The 17,464-nt window shown below is 71.8% G+C and carries 10 protein-coding genes and 1 pseudogene; 9 read left to right on the top strand and 2 right to left on the bottom strand.

Annotated elements, in window-relative coordinates:
- The first annotated feature begins 28 nt into the window (after window positions 1-28).
- The 3 genes from WME95_RS40540 (at window position 29) to WME95_RS40530 (ending at window position 6,673) form a co-directional block, all read left to right on the top strand.
- On the top strand, window positions 29-4,099 hold the full coding sequence (locus tag WME95_RS40540) for an nSTAND1 domain-containing NTPase (protein ID WP_437904616.1): 4,071 nt from the start codon (window positions 29-31) through the stop codon (window positions 4,097-4,099).
- 130 nt (window positions 4,100-4,229) lie between these two features.
- Window positions 4,230-5,228: an ADYC domain-containing protein gene (locus WME95_RS40535; RefSeq protein ID WP_437904615.1), complete on the top strand. Its 999-nt coding sequence runs from the start codon at window positions 4,230-4,232 to the stop codon at window positions 5,226-5,228.
- Between the two features lie 245 nt (window positions 5,229-5,473).
- Window positions 5,474-6,673 carry a ferritin-like domain-containing protein gene (locus tag WME95_RS40530; protein WP_437904614.1) on the top strand — a complete coding sequence of 400 codons (1,200 nt, stop codon included), beginning with the start codon at window positions 5,474-5,476 and terminating at the stop codon, window positions 6,671-6,673.
- A gap of 82 nt (window positions 6,674-6,755) precedes the next feature.
- Here WME95_RS40530 and WME95_RS40525 read toward each other — a convergent pair whose 3' ends face one another.
- Window positions 6,756-8,150, bottom strand: coding sequence for an IS1380 family transposase (locus tag WME95_RS40525; protein WP_437904613.1), 1,395 nt, complete (start codon window positions 8,148-8,150; stop codon window positions 6,756-6,758).
- Window positions 8,151-8,457: 307 nt separating this feature from the next.
- Between WME95_RS40525 and WME95_RS40520 the strand changes: the two genes are divergently transcribed.
- Window positions 8,458-8,892, top strand: a complete 435-nt coding sequence (locus WME95_RS40520) for a hypothetical protein (protein ID WP_437904612.1) — start codon at window positions 8,458-8,460, stop codon at window positions 8,890-8,892.
- On the opposite strand, the pseudogene WME95_RS40515 reads toward WME95_RS40520, so the two are convergent.
- Window positions 8,855-9,472, bottom strand: a pseudogene (locus tag WME95_RS40515) (IS5 family transposase); the annotation flags it as partial. The gene WME95_RS40520 and the pseudogene WME95_RS40515 overlap by 38 nt on opposite strands.
- Window positions 9,473-9,778: 306 nt before the next feature.
- Between WME95_RS40515 and WME95_RS40510 the strand changes: the two are divergent.
- The 5 genes from WME95_RS40510 (at window position 9,779) to WME95_RS40490 (ending at window position 17,416) form a co-directional block, all read left to right on the top strand.
- Entirely contained in the window at window positions 9,779-10,246 is a 468-nt protein-coding gene (locus WME95_RS40510) for a hypothetical protein (RefSeq protein ID WP_437904611.1), read from the top strand.
- 127 nt (window positions 10,247-10,373) lie between these two features.
- A complete protein-coding gene (locus WME95_RS40505; protein WP_437904610.1) occupies window positions 10,374-10,871 on the top strand; it encodes a hypothetical protein in 498 nt (165 codons plus the stop codon).
- Between the two features lie 188 nt (window positions 10,872-11,059).
- Window positions 11,060-11,893 (top strand): KPN_02809 family neutral zinc metallopeptidase, encoded by an 834-nt coding sequence (gene ypfJ, locus WME95_RS40500; RefSeq protein WP_437904609.1) that lies wholly within the window; start codon window positions 11,060-11,062, stop codon window positions 11,891-11,893.
- A gap of 201 nt (window positions 11,894-12,094) precedes the next feature.
- The gene (locus WME95_RS40495; protein WP_437904608.1) at window positions 12,095-16,723 is read left to right on the top strand and encodes a capsule biosynthesis protein CapB; all 4,629 of its coding nucleotides are present in this window, start codon (window positions 12,095-12,097) and stop codon (window positions 16,721-16,723) included.
- A gap of 105 nt (window positions 16,724-16,828) precedes the next feature.
- A complete protein-coding gene (locus WME95_RS40490) occupies window positions 16,829-17,416 on the top strand; it encodes a Uma2 family endonuclease (RefSeq protein ID WP_437904607.1) in 588 nt (195 codons plus the stop codon).
- Window positions 17,417-17,464 lie beyond the last annotated feature (48 nt).

Here is a 17,464-nt window from a genome sequence, read left to right as displayed (position 1 = left end):
CCGGGCGCTTGGCGCGAGGCGGGCCCTCGTGAAAGAGAAGATTGCTCCAACCCTCTCGCAGGCCATCCTGCGCCCCGGCGGCGCGGAGACGCGGCCGCAGGCGGGCGACCCCCTGCCGCCGTCGAGCGTAGGCCCGGAGAGCCTCGCCCCGTCGAGCTTCGGCCCGGACAGCCCCGGCCCGTCGAGCTTCCACCCGCCGAGACGGTTCGAGGAGTACCGGCTCCTCCAGAAGCTCGGCAGCGGCGGCATGGGCGACGTCTACCTCGCGCACGACACGCTGCTCGACCGCATGGTCGCGATGAAGTTCATCCGCGCGGCGACCGCGGACGCCGAGGTGCGCGCGCGGCTGCTCGCCGAGGCGCGCGCGGCCGCCCGCATCCAGCACCCGAACGTCGTCGCCATCTTCCGCGTGGGCGAGCTCCGGGGGCGGCTGTTCGTCGTCTCGGAGTTCGTCCGCGGCCAGAGCCTCGACCGCGTCGACATCCCGATGCCCTCGCGCCGCGTGCTCGAGCTCGGGGCGGGCCTTGCGCGGGGCCTCGCGGCCGCCCACCGCCGGGGGGTGCTGCACCTCGACATCAAGCCGGCCAACGCGGTGCTCACCGCGGAGGGCGAGGCGAAGCTCCTCGACTTCGGCCTCGCAAAGCTCCTCGAGCCGGCCGCGCGGCCCGACGCGCGCGGGGCGCGATCCGACATCCACGGAGGGCGATCCGACGTCCCTGGAGGGCGATCGGACATGCCCGGAGGGCGATCCGACGCGCTCGGCGCGGACGCGCTCTCCGGCGGCGAGGCGCTGCGAGGAGCGCAGGGCGACGCCGACGCGGCGATCGCGCCCGGCGATGAGCCGCTCGAGGGCGAGTTCCGCGAGGCGGCCGAGATGGCGGCGCGCCTCCTCGACGTGACGACGAGCGTCGGCGGCGGCACGCCCCACTACCTGCCGCCCGAGCTGTGGCGCGACGAGCTCGCGACGCGCCGCTCCGACGTGTACTCGCTCGGCGCGCTGCTCTTCGAGCTCTGCGCCGGCGTCCCGCCGCACGACGACGTGCCGATGACCGAGCTGCCGCTCGTCGTCCAGACCGAGGCGCCCCGGCCCCTCGCCGCCCTCGCGCCGGGCGTCGATCCGCGGCTCGCGGCCGTCATCGAGCGCTGCCTCGAGATCGACCCGGCCGACCGCTTCGCCTCGGGCGACGAGCTGCGCGACGCGCTCGAACAGCTGCTCGCCAGGAACCGCCACGCCTCCGTCGCCCCGGAGGGCAACCCCTACCGCGGGCTCCTCGTCTTCGATCTCGAGCACCGCGCGGTGTTCTACGGGCGCAGCTCCGAGACGGGGACGATCCTCGACCGGCTCCGCTCCGAGCCCATGATCGTCGTGGCCGGCGACTCGGGCTCGGGCAAGTCCTCGCTCTGCCGCGCCGGCGTGCTCTCGCTCGTGCTCGAGGGCGCCCTCGGCGGCGGGCGCGCGTTCCAGGCGGCCATGATGGTGCCCGGCCGGCACCCGCTCGCCGCGCTGGCCGCCGCGCTCGAGCCGGTCCTCGGCGCGCCCGCCGAGCGCATCGCCGAGGCCGTGCGCGCCGCGCCGGGCTCCCTCGCCCGCGACCTGCGCGCGCGGCTCGGCGAGCGCGGCGGGCTCGTGCTGTTCATCGACCAGATGGAGGAGCTCGCGACGCTGAGCAGCCCGGGCGAGGCGGCGCTCGTCGGCGAGGTGCTCAGCGCCTTCGCGGCGCGCTCGCCCTCCCTGCGCCTGCTCGCCACGGTGCGCGGCGACTTCCTCGCGCGCGTCGCCGGCATCTCCGGCCTGGGCGACGACATCGAGCGCGCGCTCTACCTGCTCCGCCCGATGTCGGCGGACAAGCTCCGCGAGGCCATCACCGGGCCGGCGCTGGCCAAGGGCGTCGCGTTCGAGTCCGACGCGGTCGTCGACGCGCTCGTCGAGTCCACCGCGCGCGCCGAGGGCGGGCTGCCGCTCCTCCAGTTCGCGCTCGCCGAGCTCTGGGACGCCCGCGCCGCGCCCGACGCGCCGCTCAGCAGCGCCGATCTCGCGCAGATCGGCGGGGTCGAGGGCGCGCTCGCCCGCCACGCCGATCGCGTGCTCGGCCGCATGCCGCCCGACGTCCACGCGGCCGCGCGGCGGCTGCTCGGCGCGCTCATCACCCCGCAGGGCACGCGGGCGCGGCGCGCCGAGGGCGAGCTCGCGGAGAAGGGCGGCGACGGGGCGGCGCGCGCGGCGCTCGACGCGCTCGTGCAGGGCCGCCTCCTGTTCGCCCGCGAAGGCGAGCAGGGGACGGTCTACGAGATCGCCCACGAGGCCCTGATCCACGGCTGGGGGACGCTGCGCCACTGGCTCGAGGAGCAGCGCGAGCAGCGCGCGACGCGCCAGCGCCTCGACGCCTCGGCCGCCGAGTGGGAGCGGCTCGGCCGGCGCCGCGACGCGCTCTTCAGCGCACGTCAGCTCAAGGAGGCGAAGGGCCTCGACCCGGCCGACCTGCCGCCGCGCGAGGCGGCGTTCCTGAGGGCGTCGCGGCGCGCCGTCCTGACGCAGCGCGCGGTCCGGTGGGCCCTCGTCGTGGGCGTCCCGCTCGTCGCCGCGCTGCTCTACGGCACGCTGGAGCTCAGGGCGGCGCGCCAGCTCGCCGCCCGGGCGGACAGGAAGATCCACGAGGCCGCGCTCACCTCGGCCGCCGCGGCGCTCGAGAGCGCCCAGGCCGACGTGCTCCGCGTGGAGGCGCTCTCGGCCTTCGATCGCCGGCGCCGCGACGAGGGGGAGGCGCTCTGGGAGCTCACGCGCAGGCGCGCCGCCGAGGCCGAGCGGCTGCAGCTGCAGGTGAGCCAGAAGCTGGAGGCGGCGCTCACGCTCGACGGCGCCCGCAACGACGCGCGCGAGCGGCTCGGCGACGTGCTCTACGAGCGCGCGCTCGCCGCGGACGCGCGCGGCCACGCCTCGCTGCGCGACGAGCTGCTCCAGCGCATGACGACGTACGATCCCGACGGCGCGCGCCGGCAGCGATGGAATGCGCCCGCGGAGGTCGCCATCGAGACCGATCCCCCCGGCGCGGACATCACGCTGGAGCGGTACGAGAGCGACGCGGAGGGGCGCCGGCAGCTGACCGGCCAGCGCCTCCTCGGGACGACGCCCTTCGCGAGCATCGCGCTCGCGCAGGGCTCCTACCTGCTCACCTGCGAGGCGCGGAATCGCACCATCGTGCGTTATCCGTTCCTGGTCCAACGCGGAGAGTCATTGAAGCTCTCCATCCCGCTGCCGCACGCCGGGGACGTTCCTCCCGGGTACATCTACATCCCGCCGGGCCGGTTCCTCTTCGGCGCCGCCCTCGACGACATGTACCGGTGGGCGTTCCTCTCCACCGTTCCTCTCCACGAGATCCGCACAGGCGCGTACCTGATTGCGCGGCACGAGACGACGTTCCAGGAGTGGCTCGACTACATCCAGGAGCTCCCCAAGGAGTCCCGCGGCAGCTCGTCCATCCAGGCGGGCAACGGCGCCATGACAGGCGCCCTGGGGCTGCGCCGCCTGCCAAACGGTGTGTGGCAGCTCACGATCCAGCCCACGATCCAGGCGTATACCGCGCGGGCGGGAGAGCCGCTCGTGTACCCATCGCGGGCGGTCCGCGCGCAGCAGGACTGGCTTCGTTTCCCTGTCACGGGCATCTCCTTCGCTCAGGCCACCGAGTATGCCGCGTGGCTCCACAGGACAGGCCGCGTGCGCGGAGCCCGCCTCTGCACCGACTACGAGTGGGAGCGCGCGGCGCGGGGCGCCGACAGCCGCATCTTCCCGCATGGGGACAGGCTGTCTCCCGGCGACGCCAACTTCGATGAGACCTACGGCAAGGAGAGCTCCACGATGGGGCCGGATGAGGTGGGCTCGCACCCCGCCTCACGTAGTCCGTTCGGGGTCGATGACATGGCGGGGAACGTGCTGGAGTGGGCCATTTCTTCGATCGAGACCGACAAAGTGCTGTTGCGAGGTGGTGCTTATATCTATGATCAAACCTCGGTCCGAAGTGACAACCGGACCGTCGTTGATGGCACCTTCCTCGACCCGGTGATCGGGCTCCGCATCTGCGCCTCGTTCCCTCCACCACCGTGAAGGCGACGAGGCCTGCGGCGCTCGCGCCGACGCGGGCTTCCTCGCTCGCGTGATCGGGGCCCGACCGCCCGAGGGAAGACCGTCGATGCGCAAGGCGTCACGGCTTTAGCGGCAGCGTTCGGAGGAGATCATGTTGAAGCGAGGGTTCCTGGTAGGGGCTATGGTCGGGCTCAACTCCCTCGGCGCCGGTTGCGCCGCGGAGATCGACGGCGGCGAGGACGAGGAAGCGGTGGCGGAGAGCTCGTTCGCGATGAGCAGGCTCAACGGCATGAACCTCAACGGGGTCCGCTTCAACGGGGTTCGCTTCAACGGGGTCCGCTTCAACGGGGTCCGCTTCAACGGCGTCTCGCTGGACGCGACGACGCTGGTCGGCACGCGCGAGGGCGACGGCGCGCCGGTCGCCGGGGCCGACTTCATCGGCGCGGACGTCGAGGCGGTCCTGGACGATGGGTCGTCGGTGTCCGTCCGCGTCACGAACGTCGTCGAGCGCGACGGGATCCAGTACTACACGGTGAAGTACAACGCCGGCCCCGGGGTCTGGGTGAACATCTGCGGCGAGGGCCTCGACGCGATCCCGGTGAAGGGGACGTGGGACGCGGTGACGGGGGCCCACTCGGACGACGGGGGCATGTTCACGTTCGCCTGTCAGGGCGCGGCGATCGGGAAGTGCGCCGAGTGGGGCTACAGGGAATGGGTGGCCGAGGCGGAGTGCAATGCGAGCGGCTGCGAGGACAGGGATCTCTCGTACTTCCATCAAGCGTGCATCCGCATGGTGCGCGCGGACTACTGCGGCGACGGCGTGCCGCACACCCAGAACGGGACGGCGATCGACGTCTGGGATGCGCTCGGCATCCAGACCGAAACGGTGGGCTCTGGCATGAGCCTCGAGGCCGAGTGGACGGTGGACGGCGCCGCCTGCATCAAGCACACCCGGTGGAACGGCCTCGGCGGCAGCAACTCGGATCGCGACTACATCCTGGCGCATTGCCCGGAGCGGTGGGCCGGGGACGATCCGAGCTGCGGCGGGAGCACCTCGACCTTCCACAAGGAGAACGGCTTCACGACGCCGCTCGGCCAGCGGCGCATCCTGCGGAACGCGTCGTTCACGACCAACGTGAGCCCCCTGTAGGCGGCGCCGTCGCGCAGGTCCGGGCGCGGTCACGCCCGCGCCGGGGAGTGCCGGAGTGTGTCAGCGCTGCGGCGCGACGATCGAGGGGGGGGGACCGCGCTCTCGGCAAGAACCGCGGGTCTCGACGCGATCGAGCCCTGGCCGGCGGTGGACCATGTCTTGCGACAGAGCAGGTCACAAGCCGCCCTGTTTCGAGCTCCTCGCCGCGCGCACGAGGCAGCAGGCATGGGCTGGAGGTGCACGTCATGCTGCTCGACCGATCCTTTCGACGAACGCTCATCGCCCGTCTCCTGCAGAGCGCTGGCCCCTCGGCGGCCGCGGCGCTCCTCGTCGCAGCGCAGGGCTGCGGGGAGGCCGCGGCCGAGGCCGAGGCTGGAAGCGCCCAGGAGCTCCGTTGCTTCGATTGGTTCGACGAGCTCGGGGCTTGCCTGGACCGCGACGCCGCGCTGGATGAGTTCAGGACCATCCACCAGCCCTGCGACGGCAAGGACGTGGAGCTGGAGAAAGTCACGATCGTGTCGGTGGAGAGCGACGCGACCCGCCGTGACGGCGCGTGCTGTTACGAGGTGATCGTCGAGGAGAACACCCTCGACTGCGCCGCGGTGGGACGGCCCTTTTCCCTGGAGGGGCACCACGTCACGGCCGCTCCGCGGCCGGCCGAGGCGGGGTGGCTCGCGCGTGCGACGGCGAGCGGCGCCGGTGGGCAGCAGCCTTCGCTGGCGGATCTGACGGACGAGGAGCGGGAGACGCTCGCCGGCGGCTGGCTGCGGAGCGCGCTGGAGGAGCACGCGTCGGTGGCGTCGTTCGCGCGCTTCGCGCTGGATCTCATGGCGCACGGCGCGCCGTCGTCGCTCGTCGAGGCCGCGCACATCGCCGCGCTCGACGAGGTCGGTCACGCCCGCCTCGGGTTCTCGCTCGCGGCAGCGTACCGGGGCGGCCCTGTCGGCCCGGCGGCCTTCCCCATGCCGCCGGCGGTGCCGATCGCCGCGGATCTCGCGGCGCTGGCGCGCGCCGCCGCGGAGGAGGGCTGCGTGGGCGAGACCGTTGCCGCGGTGATCGCGGCGGAGCAGCGCGCCCGAGCCGAGGACCCCGCGGTGCGGGCGGCGCTCGAGGTGATCGCGGAGGACGAGGCGCGGCATGCCGAGCTCGCCTGGCTGACGGTGGCGTGGGCGATCGGGGCCGGCGGCGAGCCGGTGCGCCGCGCCGTGGCCGAGGTGTTCGAGGCCGCCGCGGCGTCGCTCGGGCGCCCGCCCCCGCCGGGGGCCGAGCCGGGCGGCGGCCGCGCCGCGGCGCTCGCGGCGCACGGCCACCTCGGCGTGGCCGAGGCGCGCGCGCTGCAGGGCGCGGCGCTCGCCCAGGTGGTGCTGCCGAGTGCGCGCGCGCTGGGGCTGTGGAAGGCCTCGGCTGCTCAAGGGTCAGGTCGGCCGGCGGCGAGCGCGTCGTAGGAGCGCGCCGGCCAAGGTCGTGCCGGGCTCTAGTTCCGCGGATCAGAAATCCCGCCCGGGGATCGCAATGCTGGTCTGCCGATCAGTTGAGCCAGCGTGCGAGCAACGACAGCTCCGGTATGCGGAGGATGCGCTCACGCCCCGGGCTTCGTAGCAGGCGGCCTGGAACGAGGATCAGCTCGCGGCGAAGCCATGGCGCGGTCCAGCGCGAGAGCTCAGGGAAGCGCCGGAGCACGTAACGGCGCATCAGGTTGTGGGCGAGGAGCTTCAGCAGGAGCATCGCGTGGTTCGCGGCAAAGATGTGGCTCGGCACCTGACCACAGCCCCAGCCGTGCTTGAGGTCTCGGATCAGCCCCTCGATGCCAGCCCGAGGGTCGTAGCGGGCGGCGACGTCCTCCGGCGCTTCGACCCTCTCGTTGGTGAGGTAGACCTGCACGGTGTAGTCGAGCTCGTCCCAGAGATAGATGTGCTTGGCGTAGGTCCGGTCGAGCGTCCGGACGGCGATGACGCGAGCCTGGAGATCTCCCCATTCGCGGCGTCGAAAAGGGACTTCCGCGACCTGGCGGCGAGGCCGGCCGTCGGCGTCCCAGTCCACGGTCTTCCAGCGGGTGACCAGCGAGATCGCACCCGCGAGATCGCGCGTCAGCCTGGGCTTGGTCAGGAAGAAGGCCCCCTTGTCGGCGATGGCCCGGAGCATCTGGGTGCAATCGCCGGCGGCGTCGAAGCGCACATAGACGGCGGCCTCGGGCGCTGCCGCGCGGACGCGATCGATGCAGCGCTCGACGAACGGGACGTCATCGTTGCCGAAGCCCGTGTCGCCCGGGCGGAGAAGAGCGCCGATGACAGTGTTGGTTTCGGCGACGCGGGCGAGCAACGGGTGATAGCTGGGCCTGCCGTGGTAGCGAGGGTTGGGTCCCGGTCGGGCTCCTTGCTGCGAGCCGAACAGCGGCTCGACGGTGGTGTCCACGTCCAGATGGACGATCTCGGGCGGCGCTTGCGCCAGCGGAGCGAACCCGTGGTCGGCGAGCATCGTATCGAGCGCGGCGAGCGCCTTGTCGTCGAAGCGGCAGAGGTCACGGTAAACCGTGTCGATGCTGGGCACGACGCCGCCGGCCAGGTGCACGAAGAGCGGGTCGTTCGCCAGGGCCTCCAGGCCGAAGACCCGCGCTTCCCCGGCCGCGGCAGCGTCTAGGAGCAGCCGCATCTGAGCGGTCATGGAGTAGAGAACGCGGCTGTCCGGCTTGAGTCGACCGAAGGTGCGCCGGAGCTCGGCGTCGACATCGAGCTCGCGGAGGAACACACCGAAGCCGACCAACCTCGCCACGCCCGTGAGGGTCGTCTCCGTCGCGCGGAGGTGCACGGCGCGCGGGTCGGGGCGGCGGACGCGGGTGCGTCGCAGCGGGGTCGATTTGGACTTGATCCGGCGGGTGCGCTGTCGCACCTTCAAGGTGCTCGGTGTGCGCTTGCGTTGGGTCATAGCAAACGCAACGACTGCGCACGCCGGGCCTGCTTTTCAAGGCATTCCTTTTTGCGCCGTCAGTTTGCCACTATTTCTGAATGGCGCAGCACGCGCGAAATCCAGGTTTAATCTAGAAGGTCATAAAACCACGAACGAAGGACCGCGCGTTAAAGTGCAGGTTGCGGTGCCCGATCCGAAGGGCAAAGGTGGTTCGGAAACGGTGCAGAAGGCGTTTATTGAAGGGTGGGAGAATTATGAGCCTGATCATAGGTAGTGGCTCGGTGCTATGTAATGTATGTTAGCAGGCGTCGCGAAAGAGAGAGCAATGAACATAGTTGATTTGGGCGTGGTCGCGCGACAGATTGAGTCGATGATCGGAACGAGACTTCCGTCGATCGTTCCAGGTGCAATTGACGATGCGCTCGGTACTCTTCAGTGGACACGCATCCCAACGGGTATCGAAGATGATGACACCATGGCGAAGCTCCTCGGGCTCTCTTCGTTGTCACCGGACACCGAGCTGGTCGTGGTTACAGATGTTTCATTCAAAGAGGGAAGCGGCGCGTTTGCAATATCTGCGTCTCAATTTGAAGAGTTCCAGGCGTGGTACTCTGACCAATTCTCTGAGCGAGTCTTTTCGGGGTGCGATGTCATCATTTGCGCTCCGGTGGACAGGCGACTGTGGATCGTGCACCATGAGGGTGTATACGCTACGGCGCAGCTTAGAGCACCTGACAAAAGCCAGTCCGGACGTAACTGAGGCAGATCAGGCAGACGGAGAGCTTGAGGAACCCACGGTGGATGTCGGCCCGCCGCTCGTAGCGTACGGTCAGGCGCCGGAAGCGACGCAGCCATGCGATCGTCCGTTCGACGACCCATCGATAACGGCCGAGTTTCTCCGACGACTCGATACCCTTGCGATCAATGCGGGGTACGATGTGGCGCAGATGACAAACCAAGCGCAGGGCCGGGTCGTCGTATGTCGGCGTGCAGCTTCTTGGGGCGGCGACGCGGTCGGCCGCAAGGACGCGCGATCGGCGGCACCGCATCGACCATGGGGGTGAACATCTTCGAGTCATGGACGTTGGCCGGCGTCATCTCGACGGCGAGGGGGATGCCACTCTGATCGACCAGGAGGTGATATTTCGAGCCCGCCCGGCCGCGATCCGTGGGGTTCGGGCCGGTCTCTTGGCCCCCCTTTTTGCCGGAACCAACGAGGCATCCAGCGCAGCACGATTCCAGTTGATTTTGTCGGCCCCGCCGAGTTCATCAAGCAATGCCTCGTGGAGCCGATCCCACACGCCGGCCTGCTGCCAACAGCGAGGCCATCGCGTCGCACCCAGCGTCAGCGATGAAAATCGGATGTTACGCCCGTGATACACCGCGTTGCAGCGCGGAAACCCCGCTGCACAGGTCCCCCCGTCACAGGGTTGGGCGCCCCGCCGTTACGCCGCGCAGCTCGGCACCTCCCCTCCATGGGATCCCCGTCGAGGAGATCGCGCTCCTTTCAGGGGGCGGGCGCAGGTCCTGCTCGTCAGCGATGCCCCCGATCCGCGCCGGTGCGCGCAGGCCCGCGCCTTGCTGGATACGAGCGCGCGGCCCGATGGACGGCCGCGCTGACGAAACGAAAACGACAAGGCATCACCATGAAGACGATGAACAAGACCCTGGGCGCGATTGCATGTCTCTGCGCGGGCTCGCTCGTGATGCTCGACTCCGGCGACGCCTCGGCGGCGTTCCGGCGGCTCGGCGTCGGCTACTGCGGGTACGAGGGCCCGGCCGTGGTCAACTCCAGCCTCTCCGGCACCAACAAGATCACCTGCACGCTGCCGCCGGACAGCACGCTGGAGCACTCCGACATCGTGACCCTGAAGGTGTACGTCCTCAACCCCTTGGGGAGCCTCTCGAGCGCGAGCGCGTGCGTCAGGACCCCGACGGGCACGAGCTTCGTATGCGGCGGCGACGATGATTCGAACGACGCCAGCGCCATTCTGCAGCCCGCCGTCACCTCCAGCGTCCTGCTGAACCCGAGCTACGCGAGCTGGTTCCCCTACGTCAACGTGACCCTCGGCGCCATGAGCTCCCTCAACGGTATCAAGGTCACCGACTACTGAGCCGCGCGCCCGCATCCGCGGGCCGCGCCCGCTGGCCTCGCGGGCCGGCGGACGCGGCCCCGGCTGCGTCATTCCCTCTGCATCGATTCCAGCTCGCGACCTCCGGCACGAAGGGAGAGGAACGAAGATGAACGACGAACGAACCCGCCTGCGCTCCTCGCGGACGAGCCTCGCCGTGATGGGGATCTCCACGGCGGCGCTCTCCGAGGCCGCCCCGAGCGAGGGGCACGAGGGCGCGGAGCCGCTCGACCCCGAGGCGATGCGCCGCGAGGAGGCCGCCTGGTGGACGGGCGTCATCGACGCGCACGCGCAGCAGCGCCGCGACCCCGGATGGGCCGGGAGGGCGGAGGAGAGCTTCCAGGCGGACCTCGGCGCGATCGCGCCGGGCCGGACGCTCGAGGTCGTGGGCGTGGACTGCCGCTCGACCTCCTGCGCGGCCACGATAAGGTGGCCCGCCTACACACCCGAGGTGATGAAAGACGCGGGCTCCCTCGCCGGGCATCCCTATCGGGAGAGGTGCACGAAGAGCATCTCGGTGCCTCCCCCCGAGGACCCCTCCGCGCCCTATCTGGCGCAGATCGTGTTCGACTGCGCGACGCAGCGCGCCGGTCTCGCCCGCCGCTGAAGAAGTGTCTTCTCGGGAGACGCCGAGAGAGACCTCGTGTCCTTCGTGGCAAAGCGCGGGCGGCGATTCGCTCGCTCGCGCGCCGCGCGACCAGGCCGGCGCCATCACCAGGCGGGCAATACCCGCACGTCCCGACCGAAAGCTAAGGTACCACCCGATGCGCAGTCCACGCTATACATGCGCTGGCCATGCGCTGGACACCTGGGAAACGCAGTGAAAACCTCCGAGACCTCCGCGGCGCGTCCGGCGGAGCGAAGCTCGGTGTGGGCGGGACGGTGATCCTGCTCGTGCTCTCGCTGGTCTTCGGGAAGGATCTCCTCTCGGGGCTCGGTCAGGGGTCCGCGATCCCCGGCGCGCAGAGCGGGCGCGCGAGCTCGCCCGAGGAGGAGCGGCTCGTCGATTTCGTCTCCTTCGTCCTCGATGACACCGAGGCCGTGTGGACGCAGGTGTTCAGCCGGACGGGGCAGCGCTATCCGGCGCCCACGCTGACGGTGTTCACCGACTCCGTGAGGTCGGGCTGCGGTGTCGGCGAGGCGGCGATGGGCCCGTTCTACTGCCCCTCGGACCGGACGGCGTACATCGACCTCGGCTTCTACCGCGAGCTCAAGGCGCGGTTCGGCGCGCCGGGCGACTTCGCCCAGGCGTACGTGCTCGCCCACGAGATCGGCCACCACGTGCAGAACGTGCTCGGGACCGAGCGCCGCCTGCGCCAGCTGCAGGCCGCGCGTCCGGGCGAGAAGAACGCGCTCTCCGTGAAGATGGAGCTCCAGGCGGACTGCTTCGCCGGCGTGTGGGCCCACTCCACGCAGAAGCGCGACCTGCTCGAGGCGGGCGACGTCGAGGAGGCCCTCCGGGCCGCGTCCGCGATCGGCGACGACCGGCTGCAGAAGGCCGCGACCGGCAGGGTCAACCCGGAGACGTGGACGCACGGCTCGTCGGCGCAGCGGGTCGCCTGGTTCAAGCGCGGCATGCAGGGCGGCCGCGTCGAGGACTGCGACACGTTCGCGGACGCCTCGCCCTGAACAGGCGGCGCAGGCCGAGCCGTCCGCGCGCGGGAAGGCGAAGGGTCGCGCAGATCGCACGAGCGGCGGCTCGCGACAGCTCCGCGCGACGGTGTACGCTGCTCGCCCGCCGATGGTCTCGCCGCACGGTGCCCCTCGCTCCCCGACGCAAGGCCGCCTCCGCCCTCGTGCGCGTCATCTTCGCACGCCCGCGGAGGCGCCGTGAGCTCGCGCGAGTCGCCTGACTCCTGGACCGCCGCGCCGCGACCGATCGCGGAGGTCATCGAGGACAGCCTCCCCCAGATCGAGGTGCGCCTGCGCCCGCGCGCCATCGCCGCCGTCGTCGCGCGCGTCACGGCCGACCTGGGCGACGAGGAGCACCCGAGGCCCGCGCTGCTCGCCGCGCTCGCCCGGTGCGCCGACGGCGCGGCCGCCGAGGTCGACCGGCTGCGCAGCGCCGAGTCCGCGCTCGTGCTCGCCTACCAGTCGGCCGCCACCCCCGCCGAGCGGCGCGAGCTCCTCGCCCGGCAGCTCCGCGTCTGGGCGCGAGAGCGCGAGCAGCGCGAGAGGAGCGGCGCCGCCTCCCTGCTCGGCTGGGTCGCCGCGCGCTTCGAGCGGGCCGGCGACCTCTCGGCGCTCGGCCGCAACCTCGACCTCGAGGCGGCCCAGGAGCGCTTCGCCACCGCCATCGCCGACCGCCTCGACGAGATCGAGGTCGCCTACCACGCCCTCACCCACCTCGCGCAGCACCTCGACGACCCGTCCGACGCGGTGCACGTCGCCCGCGACGGCGGCGTCCTCCGGCTCGCCATGGCGCACGCCGAGCCGAGCCGCCCCGCGCCCGTCCGCCGGGCCGCGCTGCTCGCCGCCGTCGCCCTCCTGCACCGCCTCCCGGCGCGCGAGCGGCTCGGCCACCTCGGGCTCGACGCGGCCCGCTCCGTGCTGGCGTGGTCGCGCGGGGTCAACGCGTCCCGCTGGGTGCAGATCGCCGCCCTCGAGATCGGCGTCCTCCTGTTCCCCGACGAGGCGTTCTCCCTGCTGGCCGAGCGCCTCCGCGCGCGCGACGCCGCCGACAAGGACGGCCCCATCCTCCGCCGCAACGCCCTGCGCCTCCTCGGCGCGGCGGCGCGCCCGTCCGCCCCGGTGATCCCGCTCGACCGCGCGGCGCGCCTCGCCGGCGCCCCGCGGGACCCGCGCCGCTGGAACGGCGCGCAGGCCAGCCGCGCCAGCCGGTCGAGCATCGCGCCGGAGGCCGCCGCCGCCTCTGGAGGCGGCGGCGAGGGCGAAGGGCCGCCCGACACGCCCGCGCCCGACTCGGCGCCCCGGCTCAGCGCCGATCCCGCCGCCGGCGCGCCGCCTGCCCGTGTGGCGCCCGCGAGCGCGGACCCGCTCGCCATCGCGCTGCTCGCCCGCGACGACCCGAGCGAGCACGTCCGCCAAGAGCTCGTGCGCCAGCTCGTCGAGCTCGGCGGCGCGGAGGCCCTCACGGCGCTCGTCGAGCTCGCCGAGGGCGACGGGTCGCCCCGCGTCCGCGGGTACGCGCTGCGGGAGCTCTCGCGGCACGCGGCCGACCACGCGGACGCCGCCCCGTTCGCCGAGCGCGCCGTCCGGTTCGCCCTGGCGAAGCCAGGCCCGCCGCTCGCGTCCCGCGCGGCCCTCGAGGCGGTGCGCACGCTCTGCGCCGGGCCCTACGCCCCGCTGCCGCCGGGGACCTTCGTCGAGCTGCTCGCCGAGTTCGCGAGCCGCCCGGCGATCTCGCCGGACCTGTCGGACGACGCCGCCGCCGCGCTGCGGCTGCTCGAGGTCGAGAGCCGCCCGGTCGCCGAGCACATCCGCCAGGCGCTCCTCGCCGCGGCGTCGGAGCTCCTGGAGGGCGAGAGCGCGCCGGTCGAGCTCCCGGCCGACGCCGAGCCCAGGGACGTCGAGCGCGCGCTCGTCGTCGCGTCGCGCGGCGACATGACGTACACGCTGCGGCGCCGCGGCCGGGGACGGTACCTGCTCACGCGCGGCGAGCCGCGCGGCTTCCGCCTCTGGCGGCTCATCCACGAGATGCGCACGCCGATGCCGGACAAGCGCAAGGGGTGGATCCACACGAGCGGCCGCCTGTTCGCGGGCGAGCTCGTCGCGCCGCCGGTCGGCATGGCGGAGGTCACGCCGACGCGCGTGCCGGGAGAGCGCCACGTCTACCCGCCCGTCGGCGGCTGGGGGCAGTTCGTCCCGCGCATCGACGACCTGCTCGCCGCCGCCAGCCTGAGCCAGCGTGAGATCCGCCTCATCACGGCGCGCGGCACGGTCACGGTGCGCGGCCCGGCCAAGCTCGCGCACCGACTGCGCGCCCGCGCCCTGCTCACGCTGCGCTACGACCGCTACGCCCAGGCCCGCATGCGCGCGCTCGTGGCGCAGGAGCCGGCCGAGCAGAAGAAGTTCACGCTGATGACGGGCGAGCTCGGCTTCACGGTCGCGCTCGGCGACACCGGCGGCGAGGTCGAGGGCCGCCCGTACGCGATCGAGCCGCACCTGCCGGGCAAGTACCTCGCGGTCGCGCTGCCGCCTTTGCTCCAGAGCGGCCGCGACTGGCTCGCCGGCCCGTCGGTGCCCGTCTGGGTCGACGGCTTCTTCTCGTACCTCGTCTCGCCGGCGGGCAACGTCCCGACGCAGCTCGCGTGGATCGTGTTCCTCGTCCTCGCGTACATGGTGCTGCGGGCCGCGTGGATCGCGGCGCAGATCGAGCGCGCCCGCCGGGGCATCCCGCTCACGATCGGCGGCTGGGGGACGCGCGGCAAGAGCGGCTCGGAGCGGCTCAAGGCCGCGCTGTTCCACGCGCTCCGCTACGACGTCGTCGTGAAGACGACCGGCTGCGAGGCGATGTTCATCCACGCCATGCGCGACCTGCCGGCCCAGGAGATCTTCATCTACCGCCCGTACGACAAGGCCACGATCTGGGAGCAGCGGAACATCCTCACGGCCGGGCGCAACCTCCGCGCCCAGGTGTTCCTGTGGGAGTGCATGGCGCTCCAGCCGCTCTTCGTGGACACGCTCTGCTCCGAGTGGATGCGCGACGAGATCACGACCCTGACGAACGCCTACCCGGATCACGAGGACATCCAGGGCCCGGGGGGCGAGGACGTCGCCCGGGTGATCGCGCGCTTCATGCCCACGGACGGGCTGTCGTTCACGACGGAGGAGCAGATGCTCCCGCTGCTCAAGGACCAGGCGCAGCGGAAGGGGACGAACCTCGTCGCGATCCCGCCGATCGACGCGGACCTCCTGCCGGTCGATCTCCTCGATCGGCTCCCGTACCAGGAGCACCCGCGCAACGTGGCGCTGGTGCTGGCGCTCGCGGACCATTTCGGCGTCGATCGCGAGTTCGCGCTTGTCGAGATCGCGGATCACGTGATCCTCGATCTCGGCGTCCTGAAGACGTACCCGACGGTGCAGTACCGGGGGCGGAAGCTCACGTTCTCGAACGGGATGAGCGCGAACGAGCGCGCCGGGTTCATGTCGAACTGGACGCGGCTCGCGTTCGACAAGCACGACATGGACGCGACGCCCGGCAAGGCGACGGTGATGGTGGTGAACAACCGCGCGGACCGGGTCGCGCGGTCGCGCGTGTTCGCGCAGATCATCGTGGAGGACATCGGGGTCGATCACGTGGTGCTGATCAACTCGAACCTCGGCGGGATGATGCAGTTCATCACCGAGGGGCTCGACGCGCGGCTCCGGGACATGGTGATCACGGGCGACGGGGGCAAGGAGCGCGCGCTCGAGCGCTTCGACGAGCAGATGAAGAAGCTGGGCGTCCCGGCGCGGGTGGGCGCCTTCGAGGAGGATCTCACCCGGATGCTGCGCGCGCTGCCCGCGATCGACGAGGCCGCGGCGGCGGCGATCGTGGGCGGCCCCGGGGTCGCGGGGAAGAAGGGGGAGCCCGAGGCGATCGAGGCGGCGGTGAAGCAGGCGCTGGAGGCGCACGCGCCGCCGGCGGGCGAGGACGACATCCGCCCGGACATCGTCCACCACGCGGCGCGGCTGTCGCGGCGGCTCGCCCGCCGCGACAAGGCGCGCGCGGAGGTGGAGGCGGCGCTGTCGCGGGGCGCGGACGCCGAGGCCAACCAGGCGTTCCGCGCGGCGTTCCGCGAGCTGTGCCTCGATCGCATCGCGGTGCTGTGGAACGCCGACGCGAAGGGCGACAAGGTGATCGACTTCATCACGCGCGAGATCCCGCCGGGGTTCGACGCGCGGCTGATGGGGTCGCAGAACATCAAGGGGACCGGGCTCGACTTCGTCTACCGGTGGCTCTCGATGGATCGCGTGAGGACCGCGATCGAGCGGATGCAGAGCAACGCGTCGGCGCGGCGCGAGGTGCTGACGTTCTTCCTCTCGTACTCGGATTTCGGCCTGATCGATCTGCGCGAGGCGCTCGCCGCGACGCGCGCGGCGAAGGAGCAGGGCGGCGCCGGGTGGGCGGAGCACGCGAACCTGATCGACGGGGCGATCCGCAGGCTCGAGGCGCTCGACAAGGAGAAGACGGCGGCGCTCGTGGTGACGGGCAAGACGGGGGTCGGGACGAAGGTGCTGCTCCGGGTAGAGCAGTTCGTCGATCACATGGACTCGGTGCGCCGGACGCGGTGGGCGAAGATCGTGATGGACGACCTGTTCGCGATGCGCATCGGCCACGGCCAGGCCGCGCTGCTGCTGCGGGAGATCGTGGGGCGGCAGAAGGGCGGCTGGCTGGCGAAGGATCTCGCCAAGTGGGTGGAGAAGCGCAGGGCGTGGCTGGAGAGCCGCCGGAAGAAGCAGCCGAAGAAGGCCGAGCCGGCCGCGCCGCCGGGGGCGGCGGCGGAATCAGGATAGGGGGCGTAGGGGGGTAGGGGAGGGCGCGCCGGGGGCGCGTTGCGGGCGGCAGGCGGGGCGCCTCGCCCCCGGGGGGCGGATACCCTAAGCTGTCCGTCAGATCAGATGGGACATCCTGCCAGGCGCACCGGCCTCTCGCCCGCGGAGTACCTCGCGTTCGAGCGGGCTTCCGAGCAGAAGCACGAGTACGCGAACGGCGAGATCTTCGCGATGTCGGGCTGCACCCGGGCGCACAGCCTGCTGGCCGGGAACCTCCAACGCGAGCTTGGCAATGCGCTGCTCGAGCGCGCCTGCGAGGTCCACACCTCCGACATGCGCGTCAAGATCACGCCCACGGGGCGCTACGTGGTTCCCGATGCGTCCGTCGTCTGTGGCGATCCCGTGTTCGAGGACGCGGAGATCGACACGCTCCTCAACCCGAACGTCATCGTCGAGGTGCTCTCCGATTCGTCGGAGGCCTACGATCGCGGCGACAAGTTCGCGCAGTACCGGAGCGTCCCCTCGATCGCGGAGTATGTGCTCGTCTCCCAGAAGGAGGTGCGCATCGAGCACTTCCAGCGGCAGCCGGACGGCCGGTGGCTGCTGTCCATCCTGGGTCCCGGCACGCAGCTCGAGCTCGAGTCGGTCGGCGTCGTCATCGACGTCGATCGCGTCTACCTCAAGGTGCCGCTCGCGCCCTCCGCGAGCGATTGAGCTGTGCGCCTCGAGAGGCGCCGGGCGCATTCTCGATCTCCGCGAGGC

It is taken from the genome of Sorangium sp. So ce327 (assembly GCF_051530205.1).
Lineage (GTDB): Bacteria > Myxococcota_A > Polyangia > Polyangiales > Polyangiaceae > Sorangium > Sorangium cellulosum_B.
Note: the sequence above shows the minus strand (reverse complement) of the source record. Positions and strands in the feature narration are given on the sequence as shown.

Coding starts and splice junctions, on each gene's coding strand:
- WME95_RS40520 (WP_437904612.1), top strand. CDS start 8,458: ATGAACATAGTTGATTTGGGCGTGGTCGCGCGACAGATTGAGTCGATG.
- ypfJ (WP_437904609.1), top strand. CDS start 11,060: ATGCGCTGGACACCTGGGAAACGCAGTGAAAACCTCCGAGACCTCCGC.
- WME95_RS40490 (WP_437904607.1), top strand. CDS start 16,829: ATGGGACATCCTGCCAGGCGCACCGGCCTCTCGCCCGCGGAGTACCTC.
- WME95_RS40505 (WP_437904610.1), top strand. CDS start 10,374: ATGAACGACGAACGAACCCGCCTGCGCTCCTCGCGGACGAGCCTCGCC.
- WME95_RS40525 (WP_437904613.1), bottom strand. CDS start 8,150: ATGACCCAACGCAAGCGCACACCGAGCACCTTGAAGGTGCGACAGCGC.
- WME95_RS40510 (WP_437904611.1), top strand. CDS start 9,779: ATGAAGACGATGAACAAGACCCTGGGCGCGATTGCATGTCTCTGCGCG.
- WME95_RS40535 (WP_437904615.1), top strand. CDS start 4,230: ATGTTGAAGCGAGGGTTCCTGGTAGGGGCTATGGTCGGGCTCAACTCC.
- WME95_RS40530 (WP_437904614.1), top strand. CDS start 5,474: ATGCTGCTCGACCGATCCTTTCGACGAACGCTCATCGCCCGTCTCCTG.